A 13,790-nucleotide genomic window follows, 5' to 3' on the forward strand; every position below is an offset into this window, starting at 1 on the left:
CGGGGCGGGCGCGGGAGCCGCGGGAGCCGGTGCCGGGGCGGGCGCGGGAGCCGGGGCGGCCGCGGGAACGCCGCTGCCGATGACGCCGAGCTGACCGCCGACGGCGACGACATCGTCCTCGTTCGCGCTGATCTCGAGCAGCGTGCCGGCGACCGGCGAGGGGATCTCGGTGTCGACCTTGTCGGTGGACACCTCCAGCAGCGGCTCGTCGACCGCTACTGAATCGCCGATCTGCTTGAGCCAGCGGGTGACGGTGCCCTCGGTGACGGACTCGCCCAGCTCGGGCATCTTCACCGGGGTGCCGGAGGCGGCCGGTGCGGGCGCGGCAGCAGCGGGGGCCGGTGCGGTCGCGACGGGCTGCGGTGCGGGTGCGGGCGCCGGAGCCGCCGGGGCGGGGGCCGCCGGAGCCGGCGCGGGCGCGGGGGCCGGTGCGGGGGCAGCGGCCTCGTCGGCGGCGCCGATCACACCGAGCTCGCCGCCGACCTCGACGACGTCGTCTTCCTTGGCGACGATCTTGGTCAGCACACCCGCGGCGGGCGACGGGATCTCGGTGTCGACCTTGTCGGTGGATACCTCGAGCAAGGGTTCGTCGACCTCGACCGTGTCTCCTTCCTGCTTCAGCCACCTGGTCACAGTGCCCTCGGTGACGCTCTCACCTAGGGCCGGCATCTGGACGGAGAAGGCCATGTCCGTTGACTCCTATAACTGCTCGACGGGTTACAACAGTTGTCTCTCGGCGGACACCCACCGCGGGTTGCGGCGGAGGTCCGAGTCTATGCGGCAGGTGCGCCGTGCACAGGCCACCGACCGCCACCGAACATTGTGTGTGGCACCGGAGATCCGTGTGGGGTTCTTGTGTTCCGACTGTCCATCCTTGCACTCGTCGTTGCGGCGTGTACCACAGGGCGGGCCGTGTCCGGTGGTTGCGCCTCACGACTGCACCTCGCCGGCGCTCGGTTCCGTCGTGCGGCGGGCGAGCTGGCTCATGGTTCGCTCCGCTCACGGGTGCGAGCTCGCGCGGCCATCCGGGCGGGGTGCTGGCAGTATCGATGGATCGGGTGAGAAGGCGCCCGGGGGACGGAACAGGAGGTGGGCGGGGATGGGTTTGCTGGATCGTTTCCGTCAGTCGGCGGATCGTGTCCGGGGGCCGGGGGGTGCGGCAAACGATGCTCGCTATCTGGCCGAGTGGGTGCGGGGCCACGTCGGCGTGGAGGCGTACGTGGAGCCGAAGACGACGGTGACCGATGTCACCGTGGTGCTGGTGGCACACGACGGCGAATGGACCCGCAGGGTGGTGGGGGAGCGGGGTGCACGGCGGCTGTCCAGCTGGCTGGGCGTCCCCGTGTACGACGTGCGCCGCACGGGCTACCCCCAGCGCATGCGCGATCACAACGCCCGCAGTCGTATCCAGCGGCGGCGGGCCCTCGAGCAGGAGTTGCGCGGCATCGGGGACTGAAGGCTCGCGGAGTTCACAACTCCGCGAGCCCGTTTCGCCGTGCGGCTACTCGGCCGAGATGTCGTTCAGCACCGCGATCAGCGTGCGCACCGGAACGCCGGTGCCGCCCTTTGGGATGTACCCGAACGGGCTGCCGGTGTTGTAGGCCGGCCCGGCGACGTCGAGATGGGCCCACTGCACACTCTCGGCGACGAACTCCCGCAGGTACAGCGCGGCCACAAGCATGCCACCGAAGCGGTGCGGTGACACGTTGGCCAGGTCGGCGACCTTGGAGTTGAGGTCCGCGCGCAGCTCGGTGGGCATCGGCATCGGCCAGCCGTTCTCACCCGCGGCCTGCGAGATGCGCGCGACCCGATCGCGGAATTCGTCGGTGCCCATCACACCCGGGGTGCGGGTGCCCAGCGCGACCAGCTGCGCGCCGGTCAGGGTGGCCACGTCGATGAGGTAGTCGGGTTCGTCCTCGCACGCCCGTACGATGGCGTCGGCCAGGATCAGGCGGCCCTCGGCATCGGTGTTGATGACCTCGATCGTGGTGCCGCCGTACTGGGTGAGCACATCGCCCGGGCGCTGCGCGGTAGCCGAGGGCATGTTCTCCGCCATGGGCACGGTCGCGGTGACGGTGATCGGAAGTCCGAGCTTCGCCGCGGCGATGGTGGCCGCGATGACCGCCGCGGCGCCGCCCATGTCGGAGGTCATGTTCTCCATGTTGGCGGCGGGCTTGATGGAGATGCCGCCGGTGTCGAACGTGATGCCCTTGCCGACCAGCGCGACCTTCTTGTCGCCGCCGGCGTAGGTGAGGCGGATCAGCCGTGGCGGGCGTGAGGAGCCCTTGCCCACACCGACGATGCCGCCGTAACCGGCCGCCTCCAATGCCTTTTCGTCCAGGACCTCTACCCGCAGCCCGGCCGCCTCGGCCAAAGCCTTGGCGCGGTCGGCGAATTCGGCCGGATACAGGTGGCTGGGCGGGGTGTTCACGAAGTCGCGGGCCAGGGCGATGGCCTCGGCGACCCGGCTGTTGTGGCCGAGGTCCTTGTCCGACTCCGGATTCTCCACCAGCAGCTCCACCCGCGCGAGCGGCCCCTCGGTGGGCTTGGGCGCGGACTTCTCGGACTTGAAGGCGGTGAACGAGTACGCGCCGAGGAAGAAGCCCTCCGCGGCGGGACCGGGGCCGGTTTCCAGGCGGGACAGGGTGGTGGCAGCGGTGCCCACTCCGGACAGGGCCCGGGCCGCGACCCCGGCCGAGCGGCGCACCTGTTCGGCGTCGATGGAGTCCGGCGCGCCCAGCCCAACGGCCAGCACGCTCGTGACGGGCAGCCCGGCGGGCGCCGGGATGCGGGTGAGCTCCTCGGCCTTGCCCTTCGCGCCGACCGCACGCAGGTTCTCCACGATCGCGGCGAGCGCATCGGCGCCCAGGACGCCGGTGACCAATGCGTCGTCGCTCCCGGCCACGACCGGCCCTTCCTCGCCGGTGACGATGCCGACGACCAGCACATCGGTTCCGGGACTGAGGGAATCGACCAGAGCGAGATCCGGCCCGAGCGAACGATCTGCAACAGCTGTCATGCGGACCAATCTACTGGTGCCGCTCCCGATCCCGCCGCAGCACGGCACGGCCGCACCCCCGGCGGTGGCCCTGACGTGAGGCGACGTTTCCGGGACCGGGTGCGGACGACGCCCGTGCCATTTCGCGTACCGGCGGTCCGCAGGCAAGGAATGGTCGCCGCACCCCGTACTCGGGGCCGCACACGCCGGATGTGCCTGGCTGGACGGGGTGCGGATTTCCCTCACCGGTGCGGGTGTGCGCGGGACTGGACGAGGTGGGGGCGGCGGCGGTTAGGGTTGCGCCATGAGTGAGCCGGGCGACGCGAACCTGCTGCAGGGGCCGATCCACGATGTGCACGTCGAGCTGGGGGCGAAATTCGCGCCGTTCGGCGGGTGGGAGATGCCGGTGTCCTATGCGGGGACCGTCACGGAGCACACCGCGGTGCGCACGAGCGTCGGCGTCTTCGATGTGAGTCACCTCGGCAAGGCCACGGTCGCCGGGCCCGGTGCGGCGGCGTTCGTGAACTCGGCGCTGACCAACGATCTGGGCCGGATCCGGCCCGGCAAGGCCCAGTACACGCTGTGCTGCACGCCCGAGGGCGGGGTGATCGACGATCTGATCGCCTACTACGTGAGCGACGACGAGATCTTCCTCGTGCCCAATGCCGCCAACACCGCCGCGGTCGTCGCTGCGCTGCGCACTGTCGCACCCGAGGGCATCACGATCACCGACGAGCATCGGGAGTATGCCGTCTTCGCGGTCCAGGGGCCGAAGTCGACGCAGGTACTCGCCGCGCTCGGGTTGCCGACAGAGATGGAGTACATGGCCTACGCGGACTCGCAGTGGCAGGGCCATCCGGTCCGGGTCTGCCGCACCGGCTACACCGGCGAACACGGCTATGAGCTGCTGCCCCGCTGGGACGACGCGCCGGACCTGTTCCGTGCGCTCGTCACGCAGGTCCGCGCGGCCGGCGGCGAGCCCGCGGGCCTGGGTGCCCGCGACACCCTGCGCACCGAGATGGGCTACCCGCTGCATGGACACGAACTGTCGCTGGATATTTCGCCGGTGCAGGCCCGTGCCGGCTGGGCGGTCGGCTGGAAGAAGCCGGAGTTCTGGGGCAAATCCACACTGGAACAGGAGAAGTCGGCCGGTCCGCGCCGAATCCTGATGGGCCTCAGGGCACTCGACCGCGGTGTGCTGCGCCAGGGTCAGACCGTGCTGCGCGGCGACGAGACCGTCGGCGAGACCACCTCGGGTACCTTCTCGCCCACCCTGGAGGTCGGCATCGCGCTGGCCCTGCTGAACACGGACTCCGGTCTCGAGCCCGGCGACGAGGTACACGTCGACGTGCGCGGTCGCCGCCTGCGTGCCGAGGTGGTGCGGCCCCCGTTCGTCACGCCACATACGTCCTGATGGTCTGGAGCGGCAGTCCGGGCTCTGTGTTCGTGATTCCGCGTATGTCCTGATGGTCTGGGGCGGCGGTCCGGGTTCTGTGTTCGTGATTCTGCATACGTCCTGACGTTCGGGAACGGCGGTCGGGGCGCGTCGCTGACGCCATTGCCCTTGTCGGCGACCGCCACAGGGGGCCAGCGGCTCACCGCCGCTGGCCACTCGCCGAATACCGGGTCCGGTCGTGTTGCGGCGGATCGGGCCTCGGGCGTAGCGACATGCCTCGTGGCACGAGCGCCCGCTGGCGCCTTGCTGAGCAGTCTGCGCAGCGCCGGTCGGCGTTTTCGGACCTCGCGGCGGGCGGCCGACCGGGAGTTCTAGGATCGGGGACATGACCGTTGCCGCACAGTTCACCCGCGTTCCGCATCCCGCCCCCACCTCGGCGCAGCGACGACAGGAGATCTTGGCGGCACCGGGATTCGGTCGCTACTTCACCGACCACATGGTCACGATCGACTACGCGGACGGACAGTGGGGCGAGGGGCGTGTCGAGCCCTACGGCCCGCTGACGATGGACCCCTCGACCATGGTGTTCCATTACGGCCAGGCGATTTTCGAGGGGCTCAAGGCCTACCGGCAGAGCGACGGCAGCATCGCCACCTTCCGCGTCGATGCGAATGCCGCTCGTTTCCAGCGCTCGGCGCGGCGCATGGCGATGGCCGAGCTGCCCGAGGAGCTGTTCATCGAGTCGATCCGCCGGCTGCTCGAGGTCGACGCGGATTGGGTGCCGGCCGCCGGGGGAGAGGATTCGCTGTACCTGCGGCCGTTCCTGCTCGCCACCGAGGCCGGCCTGGGCGTCAAGCCGGCCGCGGCGTACAAGTATCTGCTGCTGGGCTCGCCCGCGGGCGCCTACTTCCCGCGCGGCCTCAAGCCGGTGCGGGTGTGGCTGTCCACCGAATACGTGCGGGCCGCCCCCGGCGGCACGGGCGAGGCGAAGGTCGCGGGCAACTACGCGGCCTCGCTGCTGGCGCAGCAACAGGCCAGCGAGAAGGGCTGCGACCAGGTCGTGTGGCTCGATGCCCACGAGCATCGCTATGTCGAGGAGATGGGCACCAACAACCTGTTCTTCGTCTTCGGCTCGGGATCGCAGGCGCGGCTGGTGACACCGGAGCTGTCCGGCTCGCTGCTGCCCGGCATCACCCGCGACTCGCTGCTGACGCTGGCCGCCGACGCCGGGTACGAGGTGGAGCAGCGCCGGGTTTCGGTGGAGGAATGGCGCAAGGGCGCCGAATCCGGGGAAATCACCGAGGTTTTCGGCTGCGGCACCGCGGCGGTGGTCATTCCGATCGCCACCGTCTGCTCCGAGGACGGCGAATTCACCATCGGCGGAGGCGAACCCGGCGAGGTCACCATGGCGCTGCGGGACACCCTCACGGGTATCCAGCGCGGCACTTTCGCTGACATTCACGGCTGGATGCGCACGCTCGCCTGAGTTTGCGGCGCCGGTGAGCGCAGCGAACGCGAACCAGTAGGCACTACGCCCTCGGGGCGCCGCAAGCCCGCCGGAGCGAAGCGGAGGCCATGTGACAGCTCAGCCCGGCATCAGCATCTGCCACTGGTCCAGGGTCTGCGGGCGCATGACGTAGTTCTTCTCGCGGACCTCGGACAGGGCGGCGCTGGGCTCCTCGGCGTACCAGTGCCCGGGATACACGACCGGATCACCCTGCAGCCCAGCCAGATAGCGCAGGCTGCGGAACATCGAGTCCGAGTCCCCGCCCGGGAAATCGGTGCGCCCGCAGCCCTGCACGAACAGCGTGTCGCCGGCGACGAGCCGATCCTCGAACAGGAAGCACATGCTGCCTGGCGTATGCCCCGGGGTATGCAGCAGTTCGATATCGAACGCGCCGACCGAGAGCTTGTCGCCGTGTTCGTGCCCGGTCAGCTCGCTGGGCGCGATCCCGGTGACGTTGGCGACCCACGGTAGTTCCTCCGCATGCACGTGCACCGGAACCTGCACCCGCTCCAGCAGCTCCCGCACGCCGTACAAGGTGAATCCGAGCATGGTGCCGCCCACGTGGTCGGGATGATGGTGGGTCGCCAGCACCCCGCTCAACCGCAGCCCGTCGGCCTCGGCGATGTCCACCAGATCGCCCGCGGCGTAGGCCGGATCCACGACCACGCACTCACCGGTCTCCCGATCGCCGATCAGGTACGCGAAATTGCGCATCTGCGTGGCGATCGGATCGCCTACGGCCCAATCCCGCCCGGCGAGCAGTTGTCGGAAGTACAAACGGTCGGATCCCATACCCACACCCTATGGGTCGCGGGCGAATCGGTCGCATCCAGGCAGTTGCGGAGTGCCCGTCGCTCGCCGGTTACGGCAGCAGCGCGCCGATCTCGGCGGCCACCTCGGCACCGTAGGCCTCGCGCAGCCGCTTGACCGCGACATCGCGGTCCAGCGTCCAGTCCTGCGGACCGATCGATTCCAGCACGAGCACCGCGACCAGCGAACCGAGCTGGGCGGATCGTTCCAGGCCGAGCCCGGCGGAGCGGCCGGTCAGGAATCCCGCGCGGAAGCCGTCGCCGACGCCGGTGGGGTCCGCTTTCGCGATGTCCGGAACCACGTCGACGTGCAGTTCGGTGCCGTCCCGGTCGACGATCTTCGCGCCCTTGGCGCCGAGCGTGGTGACCCGGATGCCCACGCGCTCACCGACTTCGGCCTCGCTCAGGCCGGTCTTCTGCAGCAGGATGCCCCATTCGTACTCGTTGGTGAACAGGTATTCGGCGCCGTCGATGAGCTTCACGATGGACTCGCCGTCAAGCAGCGCGAGCTGCTGGGACGGATCCGCGGCGAACTGGATTCCGGCCGCGCGGCACTGCTCGGTGTGGCGCAGCATGGCCTCCGGGTCGTCGGCGCCGATCAGCGCCAGCTCCAGATCGCGGTCCGCGGCCAGCGCGGTGATGTCGATATCGCGAGCCTCGCTCATCGCGCCCGGGTAGAAGGAGGCGATCTGGGCCATCGTCGTGTCGGTGGTGCACACGAAGCGGGCGGTGTGCGCCTTGGTGGAGACCAGCACCGCCGAGCAGTCCACGCCGCTGCTCTCCAGCCATTCCCGATACTCGCCCCAGTCGCGGCCGACCGCGCCGACCAGCAGCGGATTGCGGCCGAGCACGCCCATGGCATAGGAGATGTTGCCGGCGACGCCGCCGCGGCGGATGACCAGGTCGTCCACCAGGAAGCTCAGCGACACGTGCTCGAGCTGATCGGCGAGCAACACGTCGGAGAACTTGCCCGGAAAGCGCATCAGATGGTCTGTCGCAATCGATGCCGACACTGCGATGGTCACGAAACCCGGTCCTTCACTGTCGATGCGAGGTCGGCCCCCACCGTACCGCGATGATCGTCCTGCGTGGGCCGAGACAAGCGAGCGGCGCGTGCGTCACCGCACGCGCCAGTTCGCTACGGCGCGGAGCTTGGGCCCGCGCCGGTCAAAAGGTCAGTTGAAGCTGTCGCCGCAGGCGCAAGACCCGGTGGCGTTCGGGTTGTCGATCGTGAAGCCCTGCTTCTCGATGGTGTCGACGAAATCGATCGACGCACCCTGCACGTACGGGGCGCTCATGCGATCGACGGCCAGCTTGACGCCGCCGAACTCGACGATCAGGTCGCCGTCGAGGGCGCGATCGTCGAAGAAGAGCTGGTAGCGCAGGCCGGCACAGCCACCGGGCTGGACGGCGATGCGCAGCGACAGATCGTCGCGGCCCTCCTGATCGAGCAGCGCCTTGGCCTTCGAGGCGGCGGCGTCGGTCAGAGTCACACCGTGGGTGGTGGTCTCATTCTGCACAGACATGAACTCTCCTGGGGGATGGTGAGCCGACGTACCTTGCGGAGTCGGCGGGGTGGGTCGGCACAGGACCTGTGTTCAACCCGGAACAGCGCACGGCTCCTCAGCGGTCAACATCACCGGGCGGGGTGACTATTCCAATCTTGCCACTTGCGCGGACCCGACGTGGCCGTGCACCCCCGGAAACGCCGGGTTACCGGGGATTGAACGGTGCGGTATGACGCGAGACACAGCGAACTGGGCGGACCGCATTTCCCCCGAGGGTGGTCGTCGAATAGCCTGGTCGCGTGAAGTTCCTCCGCCGCGGCGAAGCAGCAGCCAGCAACGACCTCGCCGACGACACCTCGGCCGCCGAGGCCGGCGGCTCGGCCACGTCCACCACCACCACGGGTAAGGGGCGCCCGACCCCGAAGCGGCGCGACGCCGAGGCCAAGCGCCGCGGTCCGGTTGCGCCCGCCCCCATGACGCAGAAAGAGGCCCGGGCCAGGCGCAAGGCCAACCGGGGCACCAAGGCCGATCGCAAGGCCGCCTCCGCCGACCGCCGCGCGGCCTCGGCCGATCGGCGCGCCCGCATGCTCGCCGGCGAGGAGAAGTACCTGCTGCCGCGCGACCGCGGTCCGGTTCGCGCCTACGTGCGCGACCTCGTCGATGCCCGCCGCAACCTGGTCGGCCTGTTCATGCCGCTCGCGCTGGTCCTGATCGTGACGATGTTCCTCACCCCCGCGGTGCAGGCGTACGTCACGCTGGCGATGCTGGTGATGATGGGGTTCATGGCCGCGGAGGGCCTGATCATCGGCAGGACGATCAACCGCCGGGTGCGCGAGCGCTTCCCCGACAGCATCGATTCGGCGGTCTCGCTGGGCTGGTACGCCTTCGTGCGCGCGTCGCAGATCCGTCGCATGCGCGCACCCAAGCCGAGGGTCAACCCGGGCGACGCTGTCTAGATCGTCCAACCGCCGCACCCCATACGGGGATTCGCACTCGCTGATGAGGATGCGGATCCCGGTATGGGGTGCGGTTGTTTCTGCATGCGGATGTCAGCCGTGTTCGCGCGCGGCACCGCCCAGCAGGATGCCGAAGCGGGCGGTGTCGGAGGGGCGAATGCCGGGCGGTTCGGATGGTTCGTAGGTGAACATTCGGGCGGTGAGCTGGTCGACGGTGGCGTTGAAGTGGCGCAGGCGATTTCGGAGAGATATCAGCACGGCCGCCCTCACCGGTAATCGTGGATGGCGAGCAGGGCGCGCAGCTCGCTCTGGAGCCGTTGCGCGTCGCGGTCGACGACGTCCGTGGATCCGTTGAGCCCCACGCCGATTCGGCGGTACAGGACGACGGACAGTGCGGTGATGGTCAGGAACAGAAGCGCAAAAGTAAGCATGGCAGTAATTTTGCGCCCATGAACTTGGCGCCAACAGTGGCAGCGATGCCATTGTTCATAAATATTCAGCCACGTACACTGTGGGAGTGTTGTCCAAGGTTGCCGTCGTGCTCAGCGCCCCACTGGCCATGTTCGAATTCGGTGTCGTCTGTGAGGTTTTCGGCCTGGACCGCAGGGACGACGGGTTGCCCCTGTTCGACTTCCGGGTGTGCGGGGTCGAGCCGGGTAAGCCGCTGGCGTCGAGTTCGCCGGGCATCGCCGTCACGCCGGAGTACGGTCTGGATCAGTTGCGCGACGCGGACTTGGTCGCCGTGCCCGCGTTCCCCTTCGGGGCGGGGCGCGCCTTCGATCCCCGTGTGGTGCAGGCGGTTCGCGATGCGTCCGCGGCGGGTGCGACGGTGCTGACGGTCTGTTCCGGCGCCTTCCTGGCCGGCGCGGCCGGGTTGCTCGACGGCCGCAAGTGCACCACACATTGGCGCTATGTCGATCAGTTGACGCAGATGTACCCCGCGGCCACCGTCGATCCCGACGTGCTTTTCGTCGACGAGGGCAATCTGATCACCAGCGCCGGAACCGCCGCCGGAATCGACGCATGCCTACACCTCGTTCGCCGCGAGCTGGGCAGCGCCGCGGCCAACAAGATCGCCCGGCGCATGGTAGTGCCGCCGCAGCGCGACGGAGGGCAGCGCCAGTTCATCGAACGCCCGGTGCCGGAGTGCGATTCCGACAGCCTCCGCGAGACCTTGCGCTGGATGAACGAACACCTGGAGCTGCCGCACACCGTCGAGAGCCTGGCGGCCCGGTCGTCGATGTCGACCCGCACCTTCGCCCGCCGCTTCGCCGCCGAGGCCGGGACCACGCCGGTGAAATGGCTGACGAATCAGCGCATCCTGCAGGCCAAGCACCTGCTCGAAGACACGGCCCTGGACCTGGAGAGCATCGCCTCGAGGTGTGGCTTCGGCTCGGGAGCCCTACTGCGCCACCACTTTCAGCGACTGGTGGGTATCGCGCCGACCGAATACCGCCGCCACTTCGGGGTGTAGCACGTTCGGCCCGCAGGCTTGAGTGCCGGTTACTCGCGGTGATGGCGTGGCGCGCGAGATCGTCCGGCGCGCAGCGGATCCCTGGTGAGGCAGTACCACCCAACGGTATTCCGGGGCGGATCGGCGCCTACTCTTCGCCGGAGAATCGCTCCCAGGCGGATTGGCGAGTGATGCCGAGGGCGGCGCCGATGCGAGTCCAGGTGACGCCGCGGCGGCGCAGCTCCTGCACCCAGGTGCGCAGATTTTCCTCGACCTGATCGGCGACGGCGGCGACGCGGGGGATGTGCTCGAGCATCTGCTCCTCGGTCAGGGTTTCCCACAGCGGAAGGCGGGCCTGCGCGGGGTTCACCCCGTATTCCTCGACGATGGAGTCGGCCAGTGCGATGCATTCGTTGCAGATGTGCACGCCGGGACCGGCGACGAGCCGGTCTACCTCCGTATTGGCCTTGCCGCAGAAGGAGCACCGGGGAGGCTCGGGCGTGGTCGATGCGGGTGGGGTCATTGTCGTGCCTTTCGAATAGGGAGAGCTCCTCGTGTCAGGAGCGACCTGACACGAGGATAGGCCGTCAGGGGTTACCTGACAAGCACGAATCCGGACGTGATCGGTAGTGGTGCGTGGATGCTGCCATCGGCGCGTGATTGGTACCGTTCTGGCGTGTTGAACGATGCTGCGAGCGAGCTTGCGAGCGAGCCATGGGCACTGTGCGCTTCGCGCACGACGGAGCCGAGCGCTAGTGAGGTGGAGTTGTGAGCGGAGCGCAGCGGAGCGAGCCATGGGCACTGTGCGCTTCGCGCACGACGGAGCCGAGCGCTAGTGAGGTGGAGTTGTGAGCGGAGCGCAGCGGAGCGAGCCATGGGCACTGTGCGCTTCGCGCACGACGGAGCCGAGCGCTAGCGAGGTGGAGTCGTGAGCGAACGGCCCATGCGGGCGTTGGTGCTCGGTGGGACCCGGTCCGGGAAGTCGGCGTTCGCCGAGGAAATGGCCGGTCGGGCCGGGGCGGTGCGGTACATCGCGACGGCGGTGGTGGACCCGGCCGACGCCGACTTCGCCGAACGGGTGGCCGCGCACAGGAGCCGGCGCCCGGAGGGTTGGAGCGTCGTCGAGGGTGATCCGGTGGACGCGTTGAATGCGTCCGCGCCGATGACGCTCATCGACGATCTGGGCACCTGGCTGACCGCGCGGATCGACGCGCGCGCGGCGTGGGAATCGCCGCGGGGGATCGTCGCACCTGATGTGGATGCGCTGGTCGCGGCGATCGAGGGATACGAGCAGCCGCTGGTGATCGTCAGCCCCGAGGTGGGGCTGGGCGTGCTGCCCGCGACTCGGTCCGCACGGCTGTTCACCGACGAGATCGGGGACCTGAATCAGCGCGTGGCGGCGCTGTGTGACGAGGTGTATCTGGTCGTCGCGGGAGTGCCGACGCGGATCAAGGGCGCCAAGGTGGCGGCCGGAAGTGGTATCGCGGCACCGGCTTCCGATGCCGAAGCTACGACTGTGGCGGCGGCGACGGCAACGGCTGCGGCAGTTGCGGATTCGGCCCCCTCGAAAGGCGCGGCGACCCGCGTGTCCGAGCCGGGTCCGGCGGAAACATCATCCGATGTCACCGCGAACGGAACGCCCGCAACGGTTTCCGCCCCCGGGATTCCCTCCGCGACGGACCCGATGTACGACGTGTCCGGTGGCGCACCGGTTTTCGAGACGGTGACCCCGCCCGATCCGCACGTCCGGGTCCGGGCGCAGGAGCGGCAACTGCAGCTGACCAAGCCCGCCGGATCGCTGGGGCGGCTCGAGGTCCTGGGCAATTGGCTCGCCGCGTGTCAGGGGGTGTGTCCGCCGCGGCAGTTCGAGCGGGCCCGGGTGGTGGTATTCGCGGGGGACCACGGCATTGCACGGCACGGGGTTTCGGCCTTCCCGAGCGAGGTGACCGTGCAGATGGTCGCCAATTTCATGGCCGGTGGCGCCGCGGTGAACGCCCTGGCGCGGCTGTCGGGAGCGACGGTGCGCGTGGTCGATATCGCCGTCGATGCCGACACCGATCCGTCCGTCTCGGCCTACAAGGTGCGTCGCAGCAGCGGCGCCATCGACCGCGAGGACGCGCTCACCGAGGCACAGGTGCACGCCGCGCTGGCGGCCGGGCGGGCGATCGCCGACGAGGAGATCGACGGCGGCGCGGACCTGCTCATCGCCGGTGACATGGGCATCGGAAACACCACCCCCGCAACGGTTCTCATCGCCGCCATCACCGACACCGAGCCGGTGCTGGCCGTGGGCAGGGGCACCGGCGTCGACGATGCGGGCTGGATCCGCAAGACCGCCGCGATCCGCGACGCGATGTGGCGGGCCCGCCCCCATCTGAAGGACCCGGCCGCGCTCCTGCGCGTGGCGGGCGGCGCGGACCTGGCGGCGATGGCGGGGTATCTCGCCCAGGCCGCGGTGCGCCGCACGCCCGTGATCTTGGACGGCGTCGTGGTCACCGCCGCGGCCCTGCTCGCGGACGCGCTCGCGCCGGGCGCCAAGGCGTGGTGGGTGGCCGGGCACCGCTCGACCGAGCCCGCGCACCAGCTGGCGCTCACGAAACTGGGCCTGGAACCGCTGGTGAGCATGGACATGCGCCTGGGCGAGGGCTCGGGCGCGGTCACCGCGCTGCCGATCCTGCGCTCGGCCATCGCGACCCTCTCGGAAATGGCGACCTTTGCCGATGCGGGCGTCAGCACCAAGGACGAGCCCGCCACGGCCGCAACCGACGTCCCATCCTGACCGGGACACCGATGCCGACTACCCGGTCACCCATCGCCGCCGGCGCCGAGGATGCTGTGGACTCCATCGACGCTGATCGACCCCTCGCGGTGGGACATACGATAGGCCGGTCCGCTGTCAGGGGCATGGCCGATTACGGTGGTCGGCTGGGCGCGGTGCCGACGTGTGGTGCGCGACCGGCCGCACGATCGAGTGGTGTCGGTGCTGGCGACCGAGCGGTCCCGCAGCGGTGTGTCCGGCGCCGATGCGCTGACCGCGGCGATCGCCGGATTCGCCGTCGGCCCGCGGCGCAGCCGCACAGCGCGGGCGCGGTCTTCGGGGCCCGGCGACCCAGCCGGCCGCCGAGCCACCCGGCGCCGACGAGCGCGGCGCCGGCGGTGAGGC

14 protein-coding genes are annotated in these 13,790 nt (G+C 69.7%); 6 read left to right on the plus strand and 8 right to left on the minus strand.

The features are described from left to right. A partial coding sequence (locus KO481_RS20875) for a biotin/lipoyl-containing protein (protein WP_308166715.1) occupies positions 1-687 on the minus strand: 687 nt, incomplete at its 3' end. A 412-nt stretch (positions 688-1,099) separates the two neighbouring features. Here KO481_RS20875 and KO481_RS20880 point away from each other — a divergent pair. Then, positions 1,100-1,456 (plus strand): oxidoreductase, encoded by a 357-nt coding sequence (locus KO481_RS20880; RefSeq protein ID WP_215918963.1) that lies wholly within the window; start codon positions 1,100-1,102, stop codon positions 1,454-1,456. A gap of 45 nt (positions 1,457-1,501) precedes the next feature. Here KO481_RS20880 and KO481_RS20885 read toward each other — a convergent pair whose 3' ends face one another. After that, the gene (locus KO481_RS20885) at positions 1,502-3,019 is read right to left on the minus strand and encodes a leucyl aminopeptidase (RefSeq protein WP_215918965.1); all 1,518 of its coding nucleotides are present in this window, start codon (positions 3,017-3,019) and stop codon (positions 1,502-1,504) included. A gap of 283 nt (positions 3,020-3,302) precedes the next feature. Between KO481_RS20885 and gcvT the strand changes: the two genes are divergently transcribed. Continuing rightward, complete coding sequence (gene gcvT / locus KO481_RS20890; RefSeq protein ID WP_215918967.1) at positions 3,303-4,412, plus strand: glycine cleavage system aminomethyltransferase GcvT; 1,110 nt, start codon at positions 3,303-3,305, stop codon at positions 4,410-4,412. A gap of 367 nt (positions 4,413-4,779) precedes the next feature. Then, complete coding sequence (locus KO481_RS20895) at positions 4,780-5,880, plus strand: branched-chain amino acid aminotransferase (RefSeq protein ID WP_215918969.1); 1,101 nt, start codon at positions 4,780-4,782, stop codon at positions 5,878-5,880. Between the two features lie 99 nt (positions 5,881-5,979). Here the strand turns inward: KO481_RS20895 and KO481_RS20900 are convergent, their stop codons facing one another. The 3 genes from KO481_RS20900 to KO481_RS20910 form a co-directional block, all read right to left on the minus strand. Further along, positions 5,980-6,693 carry an MBL fold metallo-hydrolase gene (locus tag KO481_RS20900; protein WP_215918971.1) on the minus strand — a complete coding sequence of 238 codons (714 nt, stop codon included), beginning with the start codon at positions 6,691-6,693 and terminating at the stop codon, positions 5,980-5,982. 70 nt (positions 6,694-6,763) lie between these two features. Next, the gene (locus KO481_RS20905; RefSeq protein WP_215918973.1) at positions 6,764-7,735 is read right to left on the minus strand and encodes a carbohydrate kinase family protein; all 972 of its coding nucleotides are present in this window, start codon (positions 7,733-7,735) and stop codon (positions 6,764-6,766) included. A 150-nt stretch (positions 7,736-7,885) separates the two neighbouring features. Next, a complete protein-coding gene (locus KO481_RS20910; RefSeq protein ID WP_215918975.1) occupies positions 7,886-8,236 on the minus strand; it encodes a HesB/IscA family protein in 351 nt (116 codons plus the stop codon). A 281-nt stretch (positions 8,237-8,517) separates the two neighbouring features. Here KO481_RS20910 and KO481_RS20915 point away from each other — a divergent pair, with 281 nt between their 5' ends. Next, positions 8,518-9,174, plus strand: a complete 657-nt coding sequence (locus KO481_RS20915; protein WP_215918976.1) for a DUF3043 domain-containing protein — start codon at positions 8,518-8,520, stop codon at positions 9,172-9,174. 93 nt (positions 9,175-9,267) lie between these two features. Here KO481_RS20915 and KO481_RS20920 read toward each other — a convergent pair whose 3' ends face one another. Both KO481_RS20920 and KO481_RS20925 read right to left on the minus strand, forming a co-directional pair. After that, on the minus strand, positions 9,268-9,432 hold the full coding sequence (locus KO481_RS20920) for a hypothetical protein (protein ID WP_215918977.1): 165 nt from the start codon (positions 9,430-9,432) through the stop codon (positions 9,268-9,270). Between the two features lie 8 nt (positions 9,433-9,440). Next, entirely contained in the window at positions 9,441-9,605 is a 165-nt protein-coding gene (locus tag KO481_RS20925; RefSeq protein ID WP_215918978.1) for a hypothetical protein, read from the minus strand. Between the two features lie 86 nt (positions 9,606-9,691). Between KO481_RS20925 and KO481_RS20930 the strand changes: the two genes are divergently transcribed. Next, positions 9,692-10,648, plus strand: coding sequence for a helix-turn-helix domain-containing protein (locus KO481_RS20930; protein ID WP_215918979.1), 957 nt, complete (start codon positions 9,692-9,694; stop codon positions 10,646-10,648). Positions 10,649-10,775: 127 nt separating this feature from the next. Here the strand turns inward: KO481_RS20930 and KO481_RS43980 are convergent, their stop codons facing one another. Next, entirely contained in the window at positions 10,776-11,150 is a 375-nt protein-coding gene (locus tag KO481_RS43980; RefSeq protein ID WP_215918980.1) for a ClpX C4-type zinc finger protein, read from the minus strand. Between the two features lie 420 nt (positions 11,151-11,570). Here KO481_RS43980 and cobT point away from each other — a divergent pair, with 420 nt between their 5' ends. Continuing rightward, on the plus strand, positions 11,571-13,406 hold the full coding sequence (gene cobT, locus KO481_RS20940; protein WP_215919601.1) for a nicotinate-nucleotide--dimethylbenzimidazole phosphoribosyltransferase: 1,836 nt from the start codon (positions 11,571-11,573) through the stop codon (positions 13,404-13,406). Positions 13,407-13,790 lie beyond the last annotated feature (384 nt).

This window comes from Nocardia albiluteola, assembly GCF_018860155.1.
GTDB lineage: Bacteria > Actinomycetota > Actinomycetes > Mycobacteriales > Mycobacteriaceae > Nocardia > Nocardia albiluteola.

Excerpts from the sequence above, each read along its gene's own strand:
- KO481_RS20880 (WP_215918963.1), top strand. The coding sequence starts at position 1,100 with ATGGGTTTGCTGGATCGTTTCCGTCAGTCGGCGGATCGTGTCCGGGGG.
- KO481_RS20885 (WP_215918965.1), bottom strand. The coding sequence starts at position 3,019 with ATGACAGCTGTTGCAGATCGTTCGCTCGGGCCGGATCTCGCTCTGGTC.
- gcvT (WP_215918967.1), top strand. The coding sequence starts at position 3,303 with ATGAGTGAGCCGGGCGACGCGAACCTGCTGCAGGGGCCGATCCACGAT.
- KO481_RS20895 (WP_215918969.1), top strand. The coding sequence starts at position 4,780 with ATGACCGTTGCCGCACAGTTCACCCGCGTTCCGCATCCCGCCCCCACC.
- KO481_RS20900 (WP_215918971.1), bottom strand. The coding sequence starts at position 6,693 with ATGGGATCCGACCGTTTGTACTTCCGACAACTGCTCGCCGGGCGGGAT.
- KO481_RS20910 (WP_215918975.1), bottom strand. The coding sequence starts at position 8,236 with ATGTCTGTGCAGAATGAGACCACCACCCACGGTGTGACTCTGACCGAC.
- KO481_RS20925 (WP_215918978.1), bottom strand. The coding sequence starts at position 9,605 with ATGCTTACTTTTGCGCTTCTGTTCCTGACCATCACCGCACTGTCCGTC.
- KO481_RS43980 (WP_215918980.1), bottom strand. The coding sequence starts at position 11,150 with ATGACCCCACCCGCATCGACCACGCCCGAGCCTCCCCGGTGCTCCTTC.
- cobT (WP_215919601.1), top strand. The coding sequence starts at position 11,571 with ATGCGGGCGTTGGTGCTCGGTGGGACCCGGTCCGGGAAGTCGGCGTTC.